The organism is Shewanella spartinae (genome assembly GCF_019457555.1).
Taxonomy (GTDB): Bacteria; Pseudomonadota; Gammaproteobacteria; order Enterobacterales; family Shewanellaceae; genus Shewanella; species Shewanella loihica.
This window is the reverse complement of record NZ_CP080418.1, coordinates 1,768,273-1,785,431: the sequence shown is the minus strand read 5'-3', so window position 1 is coordinate 1,785,431 and position 17,159 is coordinate 1,768,273. Positions and strand designations below refer to the sequence as shown.

Genomic DNA, 17,159 nt, shown 5'->3' with positions numbered 1-17,159 from the left:
TACCGGGCTACAGCGCTGTCATTACGCCGCGATTATCAGTATAATCCGCCGGTTTTTTTCAATGCATAACCTTAAGGTTGCCGTATGCCCCTAACCGATACAGAAACTCAGTATTCTGACGCCATTCGCGCGCGCATCGCGCAGTCAGAAGCCCGGGTGATCAAAGCGATTTTTCCCTCTATCACCAACCACCACAACACCCTCTTTGGTGGCGAGGCCTTGGCCTGGATGGATGAGACCGCCTTTATCGCCGCAACCCGCTTCTGCCGCAAGACCCTAGTGACCGTCAGTTCAGATCGTATCGACTTCAATAAGTCGATTCCTGCCGGCACCCTGGCAGAGATCATCGCCAACGTGATCTATGTGGGTAACACCTCCCTCAAGGTTGAGGTCAACATCTTCGTCGAAGATATGTACCAAGATCATCGTGAGCATGCCATTCGCGGCGTCTTCACCTTTGTGGCGCTGGATGAAGATCGTAAACCCACCAAGGTGTGGAGCGGCGACTGATTTTAAGAAGGTCTCCTGTCGGCGGGCGCACACCTGCCGACCTCTTACCTCTTACCTCTCGCCTCTAACCTTCCCTAATCTCGCACCTCGTATCTCCTGCTCTCAGCCAAGACTCATTAGACTTAAGTCTAATAATTGTTTGTAAAAACGAAAAAATCCCGTCGCCCAGACACAAAAGCAATAGAATACTGAGTCATTTATCTGTTACATTGACTTTACCTTCAAGTGCAACAAAGATAATCAAAAAGCAATGAAGCTCGAAAACTTGCACATCATCATCGCAGATGATCATCCATTATTTAGGAATGCGCTGCGACAGGCATTGAGCGGCGCCTTTGCCGACACCCAATGGTTTGAGGCCGATAGCGCCGAAGCCCTACAAGGCCTATTGGAACAGGGCAACAACGCCTATGACTTAGTGTTGCTGGATCTACAGATGCCCGGCTCCCATGGTTACTCCACCTTAATACACCTAAGAACCCATTTCCCCGAACTGCCTGTGGTGGTGATCTCCGCTCACGAAGATGCCATGACCATCAGCCGCGCCGTCCACTATGGTAGCGCCGGGTTTATTCCCAAGTCTGCCTCCATGGAAACCCTCTCGGAGGCCCTCACGGCTGTGCTCTATGGCGATATCTGGCTACCAGAAAACATAGAACTGCAAGAGATCAACGAAGATGCCACGGATCAGATGGCGGCCAAGCTCGCCGATCTCACGCCGCAGCAATATAAGGTGCTACAGATGTTTGCCGAAGGCCTGCTCAACAAGCAGATCGCCTACGATTTAGGCGTATCCGAGGCCACCATCAAGGCCCACGCCACCGCCATCTTTAGAAAACTCGGGGTGAGAAACCGCACCCAGGCAGTTATCGCCCTGCAGCAGCTGGAGATGGAAAAGGTCGAGCTATAACCTAAGTGGAAGATCCTAAGATCTTCCCTTTCTCTCCCTGTCTATTCCCAAGCCTCAATAGATCTCAGCCAAGAAGCATTCCTCATAAATAAGCACTTTTGGCAAATAACCGAACCAGTCGACTCCAGTCCGCAGCTTTCGGCAGCATTGTATTCAAGATTGATAACAGCGAATAAAGTTATCTACTGCATGCTTTGCGTAAATTTTCATTTCATCAGATGTCAGCATTTGCCCACCGAATAAGGCTTCGAAATGACGATTTCCCTTTAATGCACCGAGAAATTGTTCGCTCGCTATGGCCAAGTCTGTGATGACGAGTTTGTCCATCGCTTGTCGATGCATCAAATAATCCTGTAATGCTTGTTGAGAATGGCCTGAACTTCGCTCAAGAAAAAATGCCACTAATTCCGGTGCGGTTTTTGTCTGTGTCATCAGTAAGCGCGCCAACTTCAAGAGCTCAGGGTGATAGATAAACTCCAAATATTTCAACGCGAAAGACAATAACTCTTCCCTAAATACTCTATCGGCATCTACATCTACGCTTAACCCCAGTTGCAGGCGTTCGGTCAGTTCAACAACCACGGCTTTTAACAGGCCTTGTTTATCATTAAAGTAGTTATACAAGGTAAGCTTTGAGCCACCACAATGCTCTATCAACTGATCTAGGCTGGTGCCTTCATAGCCCTGCTCTAAAAAGAGTTCTGCGGCTACCTGCAAATACCTCTGCCGCTTTCTCAAACTCGATGGTCGCATAAACACCTCCTCTAACTTTTGATACCCCATAGTACACTTTTTTATAGGATAAGGTTGCATCCTTTTCGAACCACAGATATGATACTGAACGGTACAGTATTGTATATATGGTCGTCATCATGAAACAACTTCTTCGCAAAACACAGGGCAACAAAATTAAAAAAGCGATAATTATCAGCAGCATGATGTTATTCGCTTCTCTGTTTTATTATTACCAGTTTCCCAAAGCAGGCTTGATCAGCACAGATAACGCCTATGTTCAGGGGGAAATTTCGCAAGTGAGTGCCGAGGTATCGGGCATTATTAATCACGTCTACATAACCGATAACCAATATGTAGAAGCAGGTGAACTGCTGGCACAAATTGACGACAGAGATTATCTGGCTCAATACAATCAAGCCAAGGCAGGACTGACCATGGCGCAGGCGGCAATTGCCAATATAGATGAGCGTATAAAGCTACAGCAGATATCGATAAAACAGGTATCGACTCAGATAGACTCGACTATGGCCGATGCCATATTTCACCAAGCAGAATGGCATCGACTGCAAAACCTGTTAGATAAGGAACTCATTTCTCAATCACAGTTTGAAGCGCAAACCAATAAGAACAATCAGGCGAAAGCGAAACTGGCTGCGAGCCAGTTACAGCTTAGTTCGGCCAAGCAACAACTCAACACCCTTAGGAGTGATAAGGCTCGTTTGAATGCCCAAGCCGAGCAGGCCAATGCTGCGCTGGCACTGGCCAAACTAAGATTAGAGAATACACAGGTCAGAGCCCCCGTTGCCGGCATCATAGGCAATCGCGCCCTGCGCGCCGGACGCTTTGCCAGTAAAGGCGCTCCCCTTCTGGCTATCGTTCCTGTCGAATCTATCTGGATAGAGGCCAACTATAAGGAAACCCAAATCACAAATATATTGCCAGGTCAGCTTGTCGACGTGCTGCTCGACAGCTTTCCCGAGCAACACCTTAAAGGACGGGTATTGAGCATTGCGCCAGCGACAGGCGCGCAATTTGGTCTACTGCCACCGGACAATGCGACAGGCAACTTCGTCAAGATAGTACAACGTGTCCCCATCAAGATTGCCCTCGAGATCCCCAAGGCACTCCAAGGCAGAATTGTACCCGGCTTATCGGCTGAGGTAACAATCGATACCAATCATTGAGATGGTAGGTTCTTATGAATAAACAGGTTCTCAATATTCTGCTCTTAGCTCTACTTGCAGTGATTCCCCAGAGCATTACCGGTCAAATCTATAATAGTAGCGCCTCACAGATAGCAGCGAGTATCGGCCTGTCTCTGGATGAGGCCAGCTGGTTTAACACACTTAATACTTTTGGTTTACTGATTGCGCTTCCGCTCGGCGCCTGGCTGGCTAGTCGTTTCGGCTATAGGCAGCTATTTCGTATTGGCGCAGTCGTAGGCCTATTCAGTACACTGGCCAGCAGCCTATGCATGCAACCAGCACCTCAGATGTTGAGTTGGTTTGGGCACGGCTTATCGGCAAGCTTTCTAGTGCTGTTCGCCCATGCCATCATCTTAAAGAATCTTAACTTCAGGGCTATTGCTTATGCCGAGAGCCTAGTGCTGCTAGTGGCGGTTTTAGTTCCGCTGGGCATCTACCCCTACCTACTGTCTATCCTGGCAGAGAACAATTTATGGCGATGGTCTTTCTCACTACAGCTAGTCCCCTTCTTACTCATGCTCGGCTGGGCGCGATTCGGTCACTGGCCCCATCTGGAAGAGACACAGGAAATAGGCTTTAACTGGTTACAAGCCCTGTTGCTGACGATCGCTAGCTGTGGCATTGCCTACATACTGCTTCGGGGCGAGCGCTTTGACTGGTTTGAAACGCCGAGCATTATCTGGATTACGCTAATTACCGCCTCGGCGATAACACTATTAGGCTTAGCAATAAAAAACCGCCGGGGACGAGGACAATATTTAGAAGCAAGCGTCTTGGCTAGCCGTATTGGGAAACTGAGCATGTTACAAGCCTCCATCGCAGGCTTTGTCGTATTAGCCATCTCCATGCTCACCTCTGTGTATATGACGAAAATAATGCAATACAGCGCCGCTAACGCGGGTTATATCAACCTTATCGGCTTTGTCGGCATGCTTGCTGGCCTTGGCGTTGCACTCTTCGCCACCTGCAACCCCGATCGTAATCCCTTCAAAGTCGTCCCCATAGGTATCATCATGATGATAGCTACCTGTATATGGCTAACGGGAAGCAATGCCTTGATAGGTCAAGCTTATCTTTGGCCTGCAATATTGCTTAAAGGCTTCGCCATTGGAATACTCAACATCACGCTGACCATACATATTCTGCGTAGTTTACCAAGACAGCACCTGCTCGAAACGATCGCCTGGTTCTACCTATTTCGTAATCTAGGCTCGCTGTCTGCCATAGGGGAGTTTTCTCGTTTCATGACCATAGAAACCAGCAACGCCATGCAAAAGTTAGCCGAAAACTATGACCCTCTAAACGAGACGTTCATCCACCACCAACAGCTGATCACAGCCAGCCTACAGCAGTCAACGCTGGCGCCGACGCCCGAGCGCTCAGCCCTGCTGTTGATGAGCCAACTTAAGACGCAGGCGCTGTCTGTGGCCGGCGTAAACAACTATCAATGGTTAATCGCTACGACCCTTATCATCATACCCAGCATGGTGCTCACGATGAAGTGGGCAAATCACCCCGCGAGACCCAAATAATATATTTGGGTCTCTTGCAAAATTAATCATAGAGATACTTAGCGTGGAATCTCAGATGATCTTCGATAAAAGTGGCGATGAAGTAATAGCTGTGATCGTACCCCTCCTGCATGCGCAGGATCAGCGGATACTCCTTCTCCTTGGCCACCGCAATCAAGGCCTCTGGTCTTAGCTGCTCCTCGAGGAAGTTATCGCTACTGCCCTGATCGATAAAAATCGGCAGATCGCAACTGGCCTGCTTCATCAGCTCACAGGCATCATAGGCCAGCCAAGCATCGCGATTCTTACCCAGATACTCAGTAAAGGCCTTCTGCCCCCACGGGCAGTTGATGGGATTGACGATAGGGCTAAAGGCCGAGACCGAACGATAACGATCTGGATGCTTAAGGCCTATGGTCAAGGCGCCGTGGCCTCCCATGGAGTGACCAGCCAGTGAGCGCGCCTCGGTCACCGGGAAATGGGCCTCGATAAGCTCTGGGAGCTCCTCAACCACATAATCATACATCTGATAGTGCGCCTGCCAGGGCTCCTGAGTCGCGTTGAGATAAAACCCCGCGCCTTGGCCCAGGTCGTAGGCAGCGTCATCGGCCACCTCCATTCCTCTTGGGCTGGTATCGGGCGCGACGATGGCTACTCCAAGTTCAGCCGCGATGCGCATGGCGCCAGCCTTTTGCATGAAGTTTTCATCCGTGCAGGTCAGACCCGATAGCCAGTAGAGCACTGGCACCTTCTGCTCGCTGGCCTGAGGCGGCAGGTAGATGGCGAAGCGCATGGCGCAATTTAGCACCCGAGACTGATGCTGATACTGCTTATGCCAACCACCGAAGCACTTGTTGCTGCTAATATTTTCTATGGTCATACTCTCATCCCTAAAGGGCGCAGACGCGGGCGTCTGCGCCTAAGCTAAGCCAAATGATGCCTATCGGTTAAAGTGCACCACAGTGCGGATACTCTTACCCTCATGCATGAGGTCGAAGGCAGTGTTGATCTCCTCCAGCGCCATGGTGTGAGTGATAAAGTCGCTGAGCTTAAATTCGCCGCGCAGGTATTTCTCAACGATCTCAGGCAGCTCTGAGCGTCCCTTCACGCCGCCGAAGGCACTGCCGCGCCAGACTCGGCCGGTGACCAGCTGGAAGGGACGGGTCGAGATCTCCTGACCGGCGCCAGCGACACCGATGATCACAGACTCGCCCCACCCCTTATGGCAGCACTCCAGCGCCGAGCGCATCACATCCACATTACCGATACACTCGAAGGAATAATCCACGCCGCCATCGGTCAGCTCAACAATCACTTCCTGGATAGGCTTGTCATAGTTTTTAGGGTTGATGCAGTCGGTTGCCCCTAACTGACGGGCCAGCTCAAACTTGCTCTCGTTGATATCGATGGCGATGATGCGGCTAGCGCCCGCCATGGTCGCGCCTATGATGGCCGACAGGCCTATGCCGCCGATCCCGAAGATGGCGACGCTGGCACCCGGCTCAACTTTAGCCGTGTTGAGTACCGCGCCCATGCCTGTGGTCACGCCGCAGCCCAGCAGACACACCTCTTCCAGCGGCGCCTCGGGATTAACCTTGGCCAATGAGATCTCTGGCAGTACGGTATATTCAGAGAAAGTTGAGCAGCCCATGTAGTGGAAGATAGGCTGACCATCTTTGAAGAAACGCGTGGTGCCATCAGGCATCAAGCCTTTACCTTGAGTCTCGCGGATCTTCTGACACAGGTTAGTCTTACCCGACTTACAGAACTTACACTCGCCGCACTCAGGGGTATAAAGCGGGATCACGTGATCCCCTACCGCCACACTGGTGACGCCTTCACCGACCGCCTCGACAATACCGCCACCTTCGTGGCCCAGGATCGCCGGGAAGACACCTTCAGGATCGTCACCCGAGAGGGTAAAGGCATCGGTATGGCAGACACCGGTTGCGACTATCTTCACCAACACCTCACCGGCCTTGGGATACATCACATCCACCTCTTCTACCGATAATGGCTGGCCCGGTCCCCAGGCGATGGCGGCCTTAGATTTAATAAACTTGTCTGTCATCTCGCTTGCTCCATTTAGTGTCTGTATCTATGTATCTGTCTGCCCACTTCAATGTAGTCGCTGACCATTACCTTGTCTCGCCAGCAGTTGCATCACGGTGGATTTGATCACTTGAGCCTATTTTATTTATTTCACATGAGATGATAATCTCCGTTTTATACAAATCATTTTTACCAAATAGTAATAATAGGTTTAAAGCCATGCAGGAATGGGAAGGGGTCAGCGAATTTGTCGCGGTGGCGGAGACAGAGAGTTTCACTAAAGCGGGCAAGCGCTTAGGGATCTCTACCGCCCAGGTGAGTCGCCAGGTAGGCGCGCTGGAACAGAGGCTGGATACCAAGCTGCTCTATCGCACCACCCGCAAGGTCTCCATGACGGAGGAGGGACAGCTCTACTACCGACATTGCCGTCAGGTACTCGATGGCCTGGAAGAAGCCGAGCGCGCGCTGAGCAGCTTAAGAGGCCTGCCCCAGGGGCTATTGAGGATGACGGCGCCGGTGGCCTATGGCGAGAAATATATCCTGCCTGTCGTCAACGACTTCCTGCTCGCCTACCCTAACGTGGAGGTGGATATCGCCCTCACCAACCGTCAGGTGAGACTGGTAGATGCGGGCATAGACCTGGCGATTCGCATCGGCAAGTTGGCCGACTCCAGCCTGATCGCTAAGCGGATCAGTCAGCGGATCAACTATGTTTGCGCCTCACCAGATTATCTCAAGCGATTCGGCGAGCCCCACAGCCTGTCTGAACTGAGCCGGCACAACTGCCTGATCGGCAATCATGACTACTGGCGTTTCCTCGAACAGGGGCGCGAGCGACAGCTTAAGATAAAGGGCAATCTGAGGTGTAATACCGGCCATGGCCTTAGAGACGCGGCGCTTAAGGGACTGGGACTGGTGCAGCTGCCCAACTACTATATAGGTCAGGACCTTAAGGCGGGCCGTTTAGTGTCAGTGCTCAACGCCTATCAGGAGCCAAACGAAGGGGTCTGGGCCCTCTATCCCCAAAACCGCCACCTCTCACCTAAGGTGAAGTTGATGGTAGAGTTTCTCGACCGCGCCCTGCCCTAAACCTTGCAAGGTTTTAAGACAATAAAAAACGCCCCTTCATCTGGTATGAAGGCGCGTTTCTCTTTTTTAACGCTTAACGCCAGATATCCGGCTGCTCGCGTGTCAGTTACTGGCGTCGAGCAGACGTTGATAGAGGGCGTCTTTCAGCTCGGCTCTATCGTGCTTAAGCTGATGCATGGCGCTATCGTCGATAGGCGCATCGTTAAGCTCTAAGGTTCGGATCTCTTTGTCTAACGAACTGTACTTCTTGTTGTCTTGCGCGAACCCATCATCGGATTCGGTGAGTTTGAGGATCAGGTCTTGATAATCAGGAAAGTCGTTAATGAGCGAGTGGTTTTCACCTAGCATAAGGCCCCCTTTACTTGAGCAGATAAATGGATAAATTTTATGCCTTGTTCATAAATGTAGCACGCCATCACGCCCCTGATCAGCATCCACCTCACAAAATACTGCAAAGAGTTGATAATTTAAGTTTTAGTGCGCTGTTTACAAGCCTTTACACCTGAGATTTGCCCAGTCATTCGCTACCTGAAATGTTCCATCATGCGGTAATAGAGCATGCCCAGCGCCATCCCCTGATTACCGAGCCAATCACCCACCGGCAATCTTATCTGTTTCATCTGGGCGAAGAGGTCGAACTCCTCAAGCTGGCCCTGCACCGCCTGACTCATGATCTCGCCCATGATGTGCGAGGTGGCCACCCCATGACCCGAGTAGCCCTGACAATAAAACAGATGCTCGGATACCTTACCAAGCTGGGGGATACGATTAACCACTATGCCCGCCATGCCGGTCCAATCGAACTCTATCTCCACCCCCTTGAGGCGGGGGAAGGTGCGCTCTATCGCCGGGCGCAGCTCGGCGGCCACATCCTTAGAATCACGCCCCGAATAGTTGGTGCCACCGCCAAACATCAAGCGGTTATCGGCGGTCATGCGGTAATAGTCGAGCACGAAACGGCTATCATATACGGCTAAATCATGGGGGTTGAGCTGCTTGGCCAGTTGTGGGTCCAGTCTCACCGTGGCGCAGTTGCCCAAAGATGCGGGAAACAGCATGCCCCTTAACTTATGACGCGCCAACCTATGGTAGGCATTGCCCGCCAGTACGGCGCAGTTGGCGGTGATCCGCCCCTTATCGGTCGTGACGGTAACCCGCTCATTATCAGAAATGTCCAAAACCTGTGAGCCCTCGAAGATCAAGGCGCCGTTTGCCTCGGCGGCCCGCGCCTCACCGATACAGAGATTGACCGAGTGCAGATGCATGTTGCGGCGATTCAATAAGCCACCGTGGTACAGCGGGGTGTCCAGATAGTCGGGAATGTCGGACTTGCTCAGCAAGGTTAGCTCATCGCCCATGCCCCGCCTTAACCCCTCATCATAGGTAGTCTGCATCTCGGCCATGTGGGCCGGCTTATAGGCGGTATGCAGATGACCGAATTTAAGGTCACAATCTATCTGATATTTTTCTACCCGCTTTTTTATGATCTCATGGCCGCGCCAGCGCAGGTTCCAGACAAACTCCTCCGCCTCATGGCCGATACGATTACGCAGCTGTTTCACCATGGCGTTATCGCCAGATAGACTGCCGGTCACCTGACCGCCGTTACGACCGGTTGCCCCCCAGCCCACCTTATTTGCCTCCACGACGGCCACCTTGACACCACGCTCGGCAAGTTCCAGTGCTGTCGCCACACCGGTAAAACCGGCACCTATGATCACTACATCGACATCCAGCCCCCCCTCTAGGCTTGGATAATGGGTCTCCTGCTTGATGGTGGCATTGTAATAAGAGTTACAGCGAGCGAGTGACATCCGGCTTTCCTTAATCGTTAGGTTGCGCCGCCATGATGCGGCTTTGTTTTATATTTTTTACAACACGTTTGATATTCGAGTATACCTAGGTGCAATGTCAGGTCAACTAGTTCACTAGGTACTCGCTCGAAAAAACCGAACTAAGAAAACAGAGAGTAAGAAAACAGGAGGTAAGAAAACAGGGCGTAAGAAAACAGGGAGTAAGAAAACAGGGAGTAAGAAAGCAGGGAGTAAGAAATGGACGTTACAGCTAGAGAGTAAAAATGATGATTTATATGAATTTACGGGTAAATATAAAAGCAGATACGCGCCGCTGACTGCGGCGCGCTGCAGACGTTAACGGGTCTGCTGCCAATAGGCGTAAAGGCCGGCAATATCCTTGCTACAGAGCAGATGCATCGCCGCTCTCACCTTGTCATCACTCCAGTGCCACCATTGCATCTCCATTAACTTGGCTATCTCTTCATCCGGGAAACGATAGCGGATCAATTTCGCTGGGTTGGCGCCTACTATGGCATAAGGCGGCACATCTTTGGTCACCACGGCGCGACTAGCAACAACGGCGCCATCCCCCACTGTGACTCCGGGCATGATCATCGCTTCAGATCCTATCCAGACATCGTTGCCTATCAGGGTATCACCGGCGCGGACAAACCCATCCTGGGCGCCAGAAAAGCTATCACCCTGTTGATAGAAAAAGGGAAAGCTACTGACCCAGTCGCTTCTATGGCCTTGATTGCCCGCCATCATAAACACGGCGCCAGAACCAATGGAACAGTAGTTGCCTATGATAAGCCGGTCGACATCGTCCCTATCGGGTGCCAGGTAGCGGGCGCAATCATCGAAGCTGTGTTGATGATAATAGCCCGAATAATAGCTATGCTCGCCCACGATAATGTTGGGATTGGTGACCTGCTCCTTTAGCGATTGGCCGGCAAAAGGGCTATCAAAATAATTTTTCATCTTAAAACCTGTTGTTACTTGTCCTCACACCTTCCCAAGCTGGCATGCATTCGAGTGTTACAGAAGCTGGCACTAGGGCATTCGCACTTTACTGTGCCACCCAGCTTTGGCTGACAAGCTGCTTTTCCCCTTGATAGAGCGCGAGGGTAAAGTGCTCACCTTCGACTATCTGCCCCACCCCCTTGGGTGTGCCTGTCATCAGGATGTCGCCATCTTCTAGGGTCATGAAACTGGCTATCTCGACTAACATGGCCTCGGGGCGATTAAGCATCAAGGCTACATCCCCCTGCTGGCGCAGCTCACCGTCGACGATCAGGCGAAACGAGAGTGAGTCGAGATCGCCATCAAACGGTACAAACTCGCTAAACAGCGCGGCGCCATCGAAAGACTTGGCCCGCTCCCAGGGTAACCCCTTGGCCTTGAGACGGCTCTGTAGCTGACGTTTGGTGAGATCTAAGCCGACTCCCACAGCCTCAAAGCGGCCCGCCTTCACAAGGAAACAGAGTTCGGCCTCATAGTGTAGCGGCTCTTGATCTGTGCTGAGTAACGTCTCGGATATTGCCGAGTTAGGCTTAACGAACAGCACCATCTCTTCGGGCATCTCGTTGTTAAGCTCCTTGATGTGCTCGACATAGTTTCGCCCGACGCAGACTATCTTACTCGGCGTCACCTGTTGGTCTAGATATTTAACCAAGCGCAATCTTCACTCCTTCGCTGTTGATGTATTCTTACTTTACTAAACTGGATATCAGCGCGCGCAGCGCCGCGGGTTTAACCATTTTGGCCATGTAGTGATAGCCACGCTGCTGCACATCTTCCACCAAGTCTTTACGGGTATTGGCGGTGATCAAGATCCCCGGCAGATGAGCGCCATAGAGGGCACGGATCCCGTCCATGGCATCGACGCCATTTTGGCCATGATCCAGATGGTAGTCCGCCAGCACGATATCGGGTGCCACCCCCTTGAGCCCCAGCTTGATGCGGGCATCGGCCAGATCGCTGGCGCAGATCACCTCGCACTGCCAGCGGCTGAGCAGGCTCTCGAGTCCTGCTAGGATCGCCTCTTCGTTATCGATACAGAGTACCTTTACCCCGGCCAGTGGTTGCATAACGGGATTGGCCTTCTTAGGCAGGGCCACCTTGGCCTTCTCGCCAAGCGGCACTGTGATGGAAAACATGGAGCCCAGCCCCAGCTTGGAGACCACCTTAATGTCATGGCCCAGCACACGGGCGATGCGATCGGCGATGGCTAGCCCTAAACCTAAACCGCTGACGCTCTTACTCTCGGGGTTGTCCAGACGCTTGAACTCCTTAAAGATCTCTCCCAGTTCCTGCTCGTCGATGCCGCAGCCGGTGTCGATCACCTGGATCTCCAGCGCCCCGGCGCGGTGACGGCAGCCCAGCAGTACCCGGTTGCCCTTGGCATACCGATAGGCGTTGGTGAGAAAGTTCTGCAGCACCCGCCTGAGCAGGCTGAGATCTGAGCTGATGATGCTGGAGCTGGCCACCATGGAAAACTTGATGCCGTAATCCTTGGCCATGGCATCGAACTCCACCGCTAAGCCTTCCAGCAACTCGGCCACCGAGAAGTCGCGGCGGTTTACTTCCACCATGCCGGAATCTAGCTTAGAGATATCCAGTAGATCCGTTAGCAGCTCGCCGGCGATTTTGAGTGAGCTATTGACGTGGGAAAGCGTAGTGCGCCCCTCCTGATCCAGATTCGGATATTGTGCCAGAGACGCCGTAAACAGACGGGCGGCATTAAGTGGCTGCATCAGGTCGTGGCCGACGGCGGCCAGGAAACGACTCTTGGAGGCGTTGGCTATCTCCTCCTGGGCCTTGGCCTCAAGTAGCTGGCTGTTGAGCAGCGCCAGCTCATAGGTACGCTCCTTCACCCTGGCCTCAAGGGTTTCATTAACCTCCTGCAGCGCTCTGGCCTGCTCGCGGTACTGGGTAATGTCGGTAAAGGTCATCACGAAACCGCCGCTGGGCATAGGATTGCCCTGGATCTTGATCACCTTGCCATCCTGACGCTCACGCTCGGATACATGTGGGGTGCCGTTACGCATATGCTGCACCCGCTTGGCCACCTGCTCCTCCACATCCCCGGGGCCGCAGTAGCCACGCTCGGCGTTGAAACGTACCACATCGGCGATAGGCATGCCGGCCTGCAGAAAATCTTCGGGATAGTCGTAGAGCTCCACATACTTGTAGTTCCAGGCCACCAGATTCAGCTCCTTGTCCACCACACTCATCCCTTCATAGGCGTGCTCTATGGCGCCCCTGAGCATGTCCTGGCTAAGGATGATCTTTGATGAGGCCTCATCCACCAGGCTAAACACCTCATCCAAAGCCAGATCTCGCCCCTGCAGCACTGAGTCCATTACCAAGGAGGCACTGGAGCCCCCCAGGACGCCAGCCAACATATGTTCGGTGTGAGCGATTAGTTCCGGCGAGGCCACCTTGTGCCAGCTGTCGCTGCGCACCGCCTCATCGGAGAAGCGGGAGAAACTCTCATAGGCCCGGGTGGGGCTGACGAAGCGGCTGGCGAGAATCAAGAGATCCTGCTGGGAGATGGGCGATGCCTTGCGGTTACTGGTGTTTTTCAGCTCGCCCGGCGTCACGAAGGCGCTGGCCTGGATGCGCTCGGCCACCCCGGCGCGAAACCAGATAGAGCCAAGCACATAACAGGCGAGGTTTGCCAGCAGCGCGGTGAGAATGTCACGAATGTTGGGGTTGATACTGTCGAGCAGCGCCAGCTCGCCGCCAAACACCCCCTGACTGTCGCTCATCCCCTGCACTAGTATGTAACACCAGAGACCAAAGCCGACGATGAGCCCCAAATACACCCCGCCGCGATTGCCGTGCTTCCAGTACATGCCACCAATCAGCGCGGGCGCCAGCTGGGCAAATGCGCCGAAGGAGAGCATGCCCAGCGCCGAGAGCGAATCGCTGTTCATGAAGGAGAGGTAACTGAAATACCCCAACCCCAAGATAAGGACTATGGCGATGCGACGGGCATTGAGCAGGAACTGCGAAAACTGGCTGAAGTTCTTCTGACGGATCTTGCCCGAGTGCAACATCAGAGGCACCAGCCACTCGTTGCTCACCATGACGCTGATGGTCACCACGGCAACGATCACCATGCCGGTGGCCGCCGACAGCGTCCCAAGCAGGGCAATCACCGCCAACATGGGCTGATCCAGCGCCAAAGGCAGGTTAATCACATAGGTATCGGCCGATACGCTATCCCCTAGCATCAGCTTACCCGCCAGGGCTAGCGGCGCCACAAACATGCCAAACAGGATCAGATAGAGGGGAAACAGGTACTTGGCCTTAACTAAAGTTCGCTCATCCTTGCACTCCACCATCATCACGTGGAACTGGCGCGGCATGCAGAGAAACGCCGCCATGCCCACCAACAACTGGGGCATCAGATTTTCCAGCCGCAGCTCGGGATTATTGATCAGCTGACGCTCGGTGGCCTGGGCCCAGATATCACCGAAGCCATCGAAGAAACCAAAGCTGATCACGCCCCCCACCAAGAGGAAGGCCGCCAGCTTGACCAGAGACTCAAAGGCGATCGCCAGCATCATACCTGGGTTGTGCTCGGTCGCATCCAACTTACGGGTACCAAACAGGATGGCAAACATCGCCAGGATACCGGTGACTATCAGGGAGACCCAGGCGCCATCGTATTGGGCGTCTTCGGGCTGAAACAGGTTGAGGCTAAACACCATGGCCTTAAGCTGCAAGGCGATATAGGGCATGATGCCAAACAGGGCGATCAGGGTAACGATGGCGGCGATGGTCTGTGACTTGCCGTAACGGGCGGCGATAAAGTCGGCCACAGAGGTGATGTTTTGCGCCTTGGAGACGATCACCATCTTGCGCAACAGACCGAAGCCGAAGGTAAAGATGAGTATGGGACCGACGAAGATAGGCAGGAAGGACCAGAGATCTTGCGCCGACTGACCGACGGTGCCGAGAAAGCTCCAGGAGGAGCAGTAAACCGCTAAACTTAAACCATAAATCCATGTCTGTATCTTCTTGGTGATCCGCCCAAACCAGCGCTCCGCTCCCCAAGCCAACAGGAAGAGAAGCGACACGTATAACAGGGCGATCACGCCGACAACCAGAGTCAGATTCATAGCAATTCCAATTCTTTTAATTATTCTGCGCTAAATACTAGCTTAAATCTCGTGCAAATATAATCACAACAGACTAAAAATAAAGGATATTTTTTTACTAGACCAAGGTCTAATAGAGGTAAATAGCCTAAGCATTCCATACTTTATCTACGCACAATTAGAAATAAAAGGAAGTCAGATGAGCACCCAGTCTCTCTACAAAGTTCCAAGCGAAATCGCGGCGAATGCCCATATTAATGACGAGAAATATAAGAAGATGTATCAGGAATCTGTGGTTAACCCCGAAGGTTTCTGGAGAGACCATGGCCAGCGCATCGATTGGATGAAGCCTTTTACTAAGGTCAAGAAAACCTCCTTCGACGATCACAACCTGTCGATCAACTGGTTCTATGACGGCACCCTAAACGCCTCGGTCAACTGTCTCGACAGGCACCTGGCCGACAACGCCGATAAGCTGGCCATCATCTGGGAAGGTGATGACGCGGCCGATCAACGCACCCTCACCTATGGCGAGCTCCATACAGAGGTGTGTAAGTTTGCCAATGCCCTACGCAGCCAAGGCGTGCGTCGTGGTGACGTGGTCACCGTATACATGCCAATGGTGCCCGAGGCCGCCGTAGTCATGCTGGCCTGTGCCCGCATCGGCGCCATCCACTCTGTGGTGTTCGGTGGCTTCTCGCCTGACTCTATCGCCTCACGAGTGATCGACGGCAAGTCAAAAGTTGTGATCACCGCCGACGAAGGCGTGCGCGGTGGCCGTACCATCCCGCTGAAAGCCAATATAGATGAGGCCCTGTCTCACCCAGACGTGACCTGTGTCGAGAAGGTGGTCGTGCTCGAGCGTACCGGCAACCCAGTCAATTGGGTTGAGGGACGCGACATCAAGTGGGCGTCGCTAATGGAAACCGCCTCAGAGCACTGCGTGGCCGAAGAGATGGGCGCCGAAGATCCCCTCTTCCTGCTCTATACCTCTGGCTCTACCGGTAACCCTAAGGGCGTGCTGCACACCACGGGTGGCTACCTGGTCTATGCCTCGATGACTCACGAATATGTGTTTGATTATAAAGAGGGTGAGATCTACTGGTGTACCGCCGATGTGGGTTGGATCACCGGTCACTCCTACATGGTCTATGGCCCGCTGGCTAACGGCGCGACCATATTGATCCACGAAGGTATCCCTAACTACCCAAGCCCAGCCCGTCTAGGTGAGATGATCGACCGTCATAAGGTCAACATCCTCTACACGGCGCCGACGCTGATCCGTGCCCTGATGGCAGAAGGCAAGGAGCAGTTCGATGGCTTCGATGGCAGCTCGCTGCGCATCATGGGCTCTGTGGGTGAACCTATTAATCCAGAGGCCTGGCGCTGGTATCACGAGGTGATCGGCCATGAGAACTGCCCTATCGTCGATACCTGGTGGCAAACCGAAACCGGTGGCATCTTGATCTCGCCACTGCCGGGCGCCACAGATACTAAGCCAGGCTCGGCCACTCGCCCCTTCTTCGGCGTACAGCCGGCACTGGTGGACAACATGGGTAACATCATAGATGGCGCAGCCGAGGGTAACCTGGTGATCCTCGACTCCTGGCCTGGACAGATGCGCACCGTATATGGCGACCATGACAGATTTGCGCTGACCTACTTCAAGACCTTCCGTGGCATGTATTTCACCGGTGACGGTGCGCGCCGCGATGAAGATGGCTACTACTGGATCACAGGCCGTGTCGATGACGTGATCAACGTATCGGGCCACCGCCTGGGTACCGCCGAGGTCGAGAGCGCCCTGGTGGCTCACGAGCATGTCGCCGAGGCCGCCGTGGTGGGCTACCCTCACGACATCAAGGGCCAAGGCATCTATGCCTATGTCACCTTGACCAAGGGCACTCAGGAAAGCGAAGAGCTGCGTCAGGAGCTGCGTCAATGGGTCAGAAAAGAGATTGGCGCCCTGGCGACGCCGGATCTGATCCAGTGGGCCGGCGGTCTGCCTAAGACACGCTCGGGCAAGATCATGCGCCGCTTCCTGCGTAAGATCGCCGCCAACGAGGTGACTAACTTAGGTGATGCGTCGACCCTCGCCGATCCAGCGGTGATCGACACCCTGATTGAGACGCGTCTCAACCGCAGCGAATAACCTTTTTGCTGAATTAGATTCTCTCTTCTAGCCCCTCTTCGAGGGGCTTTTTTTATATCTCCCCTAGCCGCTACCAAGCTGCGCTGCT

General features: G+C 53.3%; 14 protein-coding genes. 6 read left to right on the top strand and 8 right to left on the bottom strand.

The genetic code is table 11. The features are described 5' to 3' along the window. Nucleotides 1–84: 84 nt before the first annotated feature. Nucleotides 85–510: an acyl-CoA thioesterase gene (locus tag K0I31_RS08030; RefSeq protein ID WP_144198630.1), complete on the top strand. Its 426-nt coding sequence runs from the start codon at nucleotides 85–87 to the stop codon at nucleotides 508–510. A gap of 250 nt (nucleotides 511–760) precedes the next feature. Next, complete coding sequence (locus K0I31_RS08025) at nucleotides 761–1,420, top strand: response regulator transcription factor (protein ID WP_220080476.1); 660 nt, start codon at nucleotides 761–763, stop codon at nucleotides 1,418–1,420. Nucleotides 1,421–1,573: 153 nt separating this feature from the next. Here K0I31_RS08025 and K0I31_RS08020 read toward each other — a convergent pair whose 3' ends face one another. After that, a complete protein-coding gene (locus K0I31_RS08020) occupies nucleotides 1,574–2,173 on the bottom strand; it encodes a TetR/AcrR family transcriptional regulator (RefSeq protein WP_258406607.1) in 600 nt (199 codons plus the stop codon). A 107-nt stretch (nucleotides 2,174–2,280) separates the two neighbouring features. Here K0I31_RS08020 and K0I31_RS08015 point away from each other — a divergent pair, with 107 nt between their 5' ends. Together K0I31_RS08015 and K0I31_RS08010 are read left to right on the top strand one after the other, a co-directional pair. Beyond that, a complete protein-coding gene (locus K0I31_RS08015; RefSeq protein ID WP_220080474.1) occupies nucleotides 2,281–3,339 on the top strand; it encodes an HlyD family secretion protein in 1,059 nt (352 codons plus the stop codon). Between the two features lie 14 nt (nucleotides 3,340–3,353). Then, nucleotides 3,354–4,892 carry an MFS transporter gene (locus K0I31_RS08010; RefSeq protein ID WP_220080473.1) on the top strand — a complete coding sequence of 513 codons (1,539 nt, stop codon included), beginning with the start codon at nucleotides 3,354–3,356 and terminating at the stop codon, nucleotides 4,890–4,892. A gap of 22 nt (nucleotides 4,893–4,914) precedes the next feature. Here the strand turns inward: K0I31_RS08010 and fghA are convergent, their stop codons facing one another. After that, nucleotides 4,915–5,751 carry an S-formylglutathione hydrolase gene (gene fghA / locus K0I31_RS08005; protein ID WP_220080472.1) on the bottom strand — a complete coding sequence of 279 codons (837 nt, stop codon included), beginning with the start codon at nucleotides 5,749–5,751 and terminating at the stop codon, nucleotides 4,915–4,917. A 60-nt stretch (nucleotides 5,752–5,811) separates the two neighbouring features. Further along, the gene (locus K0I31_RS08000; protein WP_258406606.1) at nucleotides 5,812–6,942 is read right to left on the bottom strand and encodes an S-(hydroxymethyl)glutathione dehydrogenase/class III alcohol dehydrogenase; all 1,131 of its coding nucleotides are present in this window, start codon (nucleotides 6,940–6,942) and stop codon (nucleotides 5,812–5,814) included. A gap of 200 nt (nucleotides 6,943–7,142) precedes the next feature. Here K0I31_RS08000 and K0I31_RS07995 point away from each other — a divergent pair, with 200 nt between their 5' ends. Next, nucleotides 7,143–8,012, top strand: coding sequence for a LysR substrate-binding domain-containing protein (locus tag K0I31_RS07995; RefSeq protein WP_220080471.1), 870 nt, complete (start codon nucleotides 7,143–7,145; stop codon nucleotides 8,010–8,012). 102 nt (nucleotides 8,013–8,114) lie between these two features. Here K0I31_RS07995 and K0I31_RS07990 read toward each other — a convergent pair whose 3' ends face one another. The 5 genes from K0I31_RS07990 to K0I31_RS07970 all read right to left on the bottom strand — a co-directional run bounded on the left by K0I31_RS07990 (nucleotide 8,115) and on the right by K0I31_RS07970 (nucleotide 14,940). Next, complete coding sequence (locus K0I31_RS07990) at nucleotides 8,115–8,360, bottom strand: HP1242/YdcH family protein (protein ID WP_011865337.1); 246 nt, start codon at nucleotides 8,358–8,360, stop codon at nucleotides 8,115–8,117. A 176-nt stretch (nucleotides 8,361–8,536) separates the two neighbouring features. Next, on the bottom strand, nucleotides 8,537–9,826 hold the full coding sequence (locus tag K0I31_RS07985; protein WP_220080470.1) for an NAD(P)/FAD-dependent oxidoreductase: 1,290 nt from the start codon (nucleotides 9,824–9,826) through the stop codon (nucleotides 8,537–8,539). 336 nt (nucleotides 9,827–10,162) lie between these two features. Further along, a complete protein-coding gene (gene catB / locus K0I31_RS07980) occupies nucleotides 10,163–10,789 on the bottom strand; it encodes a type B chloramphenicol O-acetyltransferase (protein WP_220080469.1) in 627 nt (208 codons plus the stop codon). Between the two features lie 88 nt (nucleotides 10,790–10,877). Then, entirely contained in the window at nucleotides 10,878–11,489 is a 612-nt protein-coding gene (locus K0I31_RS07975; protein ID WP_220080468.1) for a fumarylacetoacetate hydrolase family protein, read from the bottom strand. A gap of 28 nt (nucleotides 11,490–11,517) precedes the next feature. Further along, nucleotides 11,518–14,940, bottom strand: coding sequence for a hybrid sensor histidine kinase/response regulator (locus tag K0I31_RS07970; RefSeq protein ID WP_220080467.1), 3,423 nt, complete (start codon nucleotides 14,938–14,940; stop codon nucleotides 11,518–11,520). A gap of 178 nt (nucleotides 14,941–15,118) precedes the next feature. Between K0I31_RS07970 and acs the strand changes: the two genes are divergently transcribed. Further along, on the top strand, nucleotides 15,119–17,071 hold the full coding sequence (acs, locus tag K0I31_RS07965; protein WP_220080466.1) for an acetate--CoA ligase: 1,953 nt from the start codon (nucleotides 15,119–15,121) through the stop codon (nucleotides 17,069–17,071). The last annotated feature ends 88 nt before the right edge of the window (nucleotides 17,072–17,159 follow it).

Coding starts and splice junctions, on each gene's coding strand:
- K0I31_RS08030 (WP_144198630.1), top strand. CDS start 85: ATGCCCCTAACCGATACAGAAACTCAGTATTCTGACGCCATTCGCGCG.
- K0I31_RS08025 (WP_220080476.1), top strand. CDS start 761: ATGAAGCTCGAAAACTTGCACATCATCATCGCAGATGATCATCCATTA.
- K0I31_RS08020 (WP_258406607.1), bottom strand. CDS start 2,173: ATGCGACCATCGAGTTTGAGAAAGCGGCAGAGGTATTTGCAGGTAGCC.
- K0I31_RS08015 (WP_220080474.1), top strand. CDS start 2,281: ATGGTCGTCATCATGAAACAACTTCTTCGCAAAACACAGGGCAACAAA.
- K0I31_RS08010 (WP_220080473.1), top strand. CDS start 3,354: ATGAATAAACAGGTTCTCAATATTCTGCTCTTAGCTCTACTTGCAGTG.
- fghA (WP_220080472.1), bottom strand. CDS start 5,751: ATGACCATAGAAAATATTAGCAGCAACAAGTGCTTCGGTGGTTGGCAT.
- K0I31_RS08000 (WP_258406606.1), bottom strand. CDS start 6,942: ATGACAGACAAGTTTATTAAATCTAAGGCCGCCATCGCCTGGGGACCG.
- K0I31_RS07995 (WP_220080471.1), top strand. CDS start 7,143: ATGCAGGAATGGGAAGGGGTCAGCGAATTTGTCGCGGTGGCGGAGACA.
- K0I31_RS07990 (WP_011865337.1), bottom strand. CDS start 8,360: ATGCTAGGTGAAAACCACTCGCTCATTAACGACTTTCCTGATTATCAA.
- K0I31_RS07985 (WP_220080470.1), bottom strand. CDS start 9,826: ATGTCACTCGCTCGCTGTAACTCTTATTACAATGCCACCATCAAGCAG.
- catB (WP_220080469.1), bottom strand. CDS start 10,789: ATGAAAAATTATTTTGATAGCCCTTTTGCCGGCCAATCGCTAAAGGAG.
- K0I31_RS07970 (WP_220080467.1), bottom strand. CDS start 14,940: ATGAATCTGACTCTGGTTGTCGGCGTGATCGCCCTGTTATACGTGTCG.
- acs (WP_220080466.1), top strand. CDS start 15,119: ATGAGCACCCAGTCTCTCTACAAAGTTCCAAGCGAAATCGCGGCGAAT.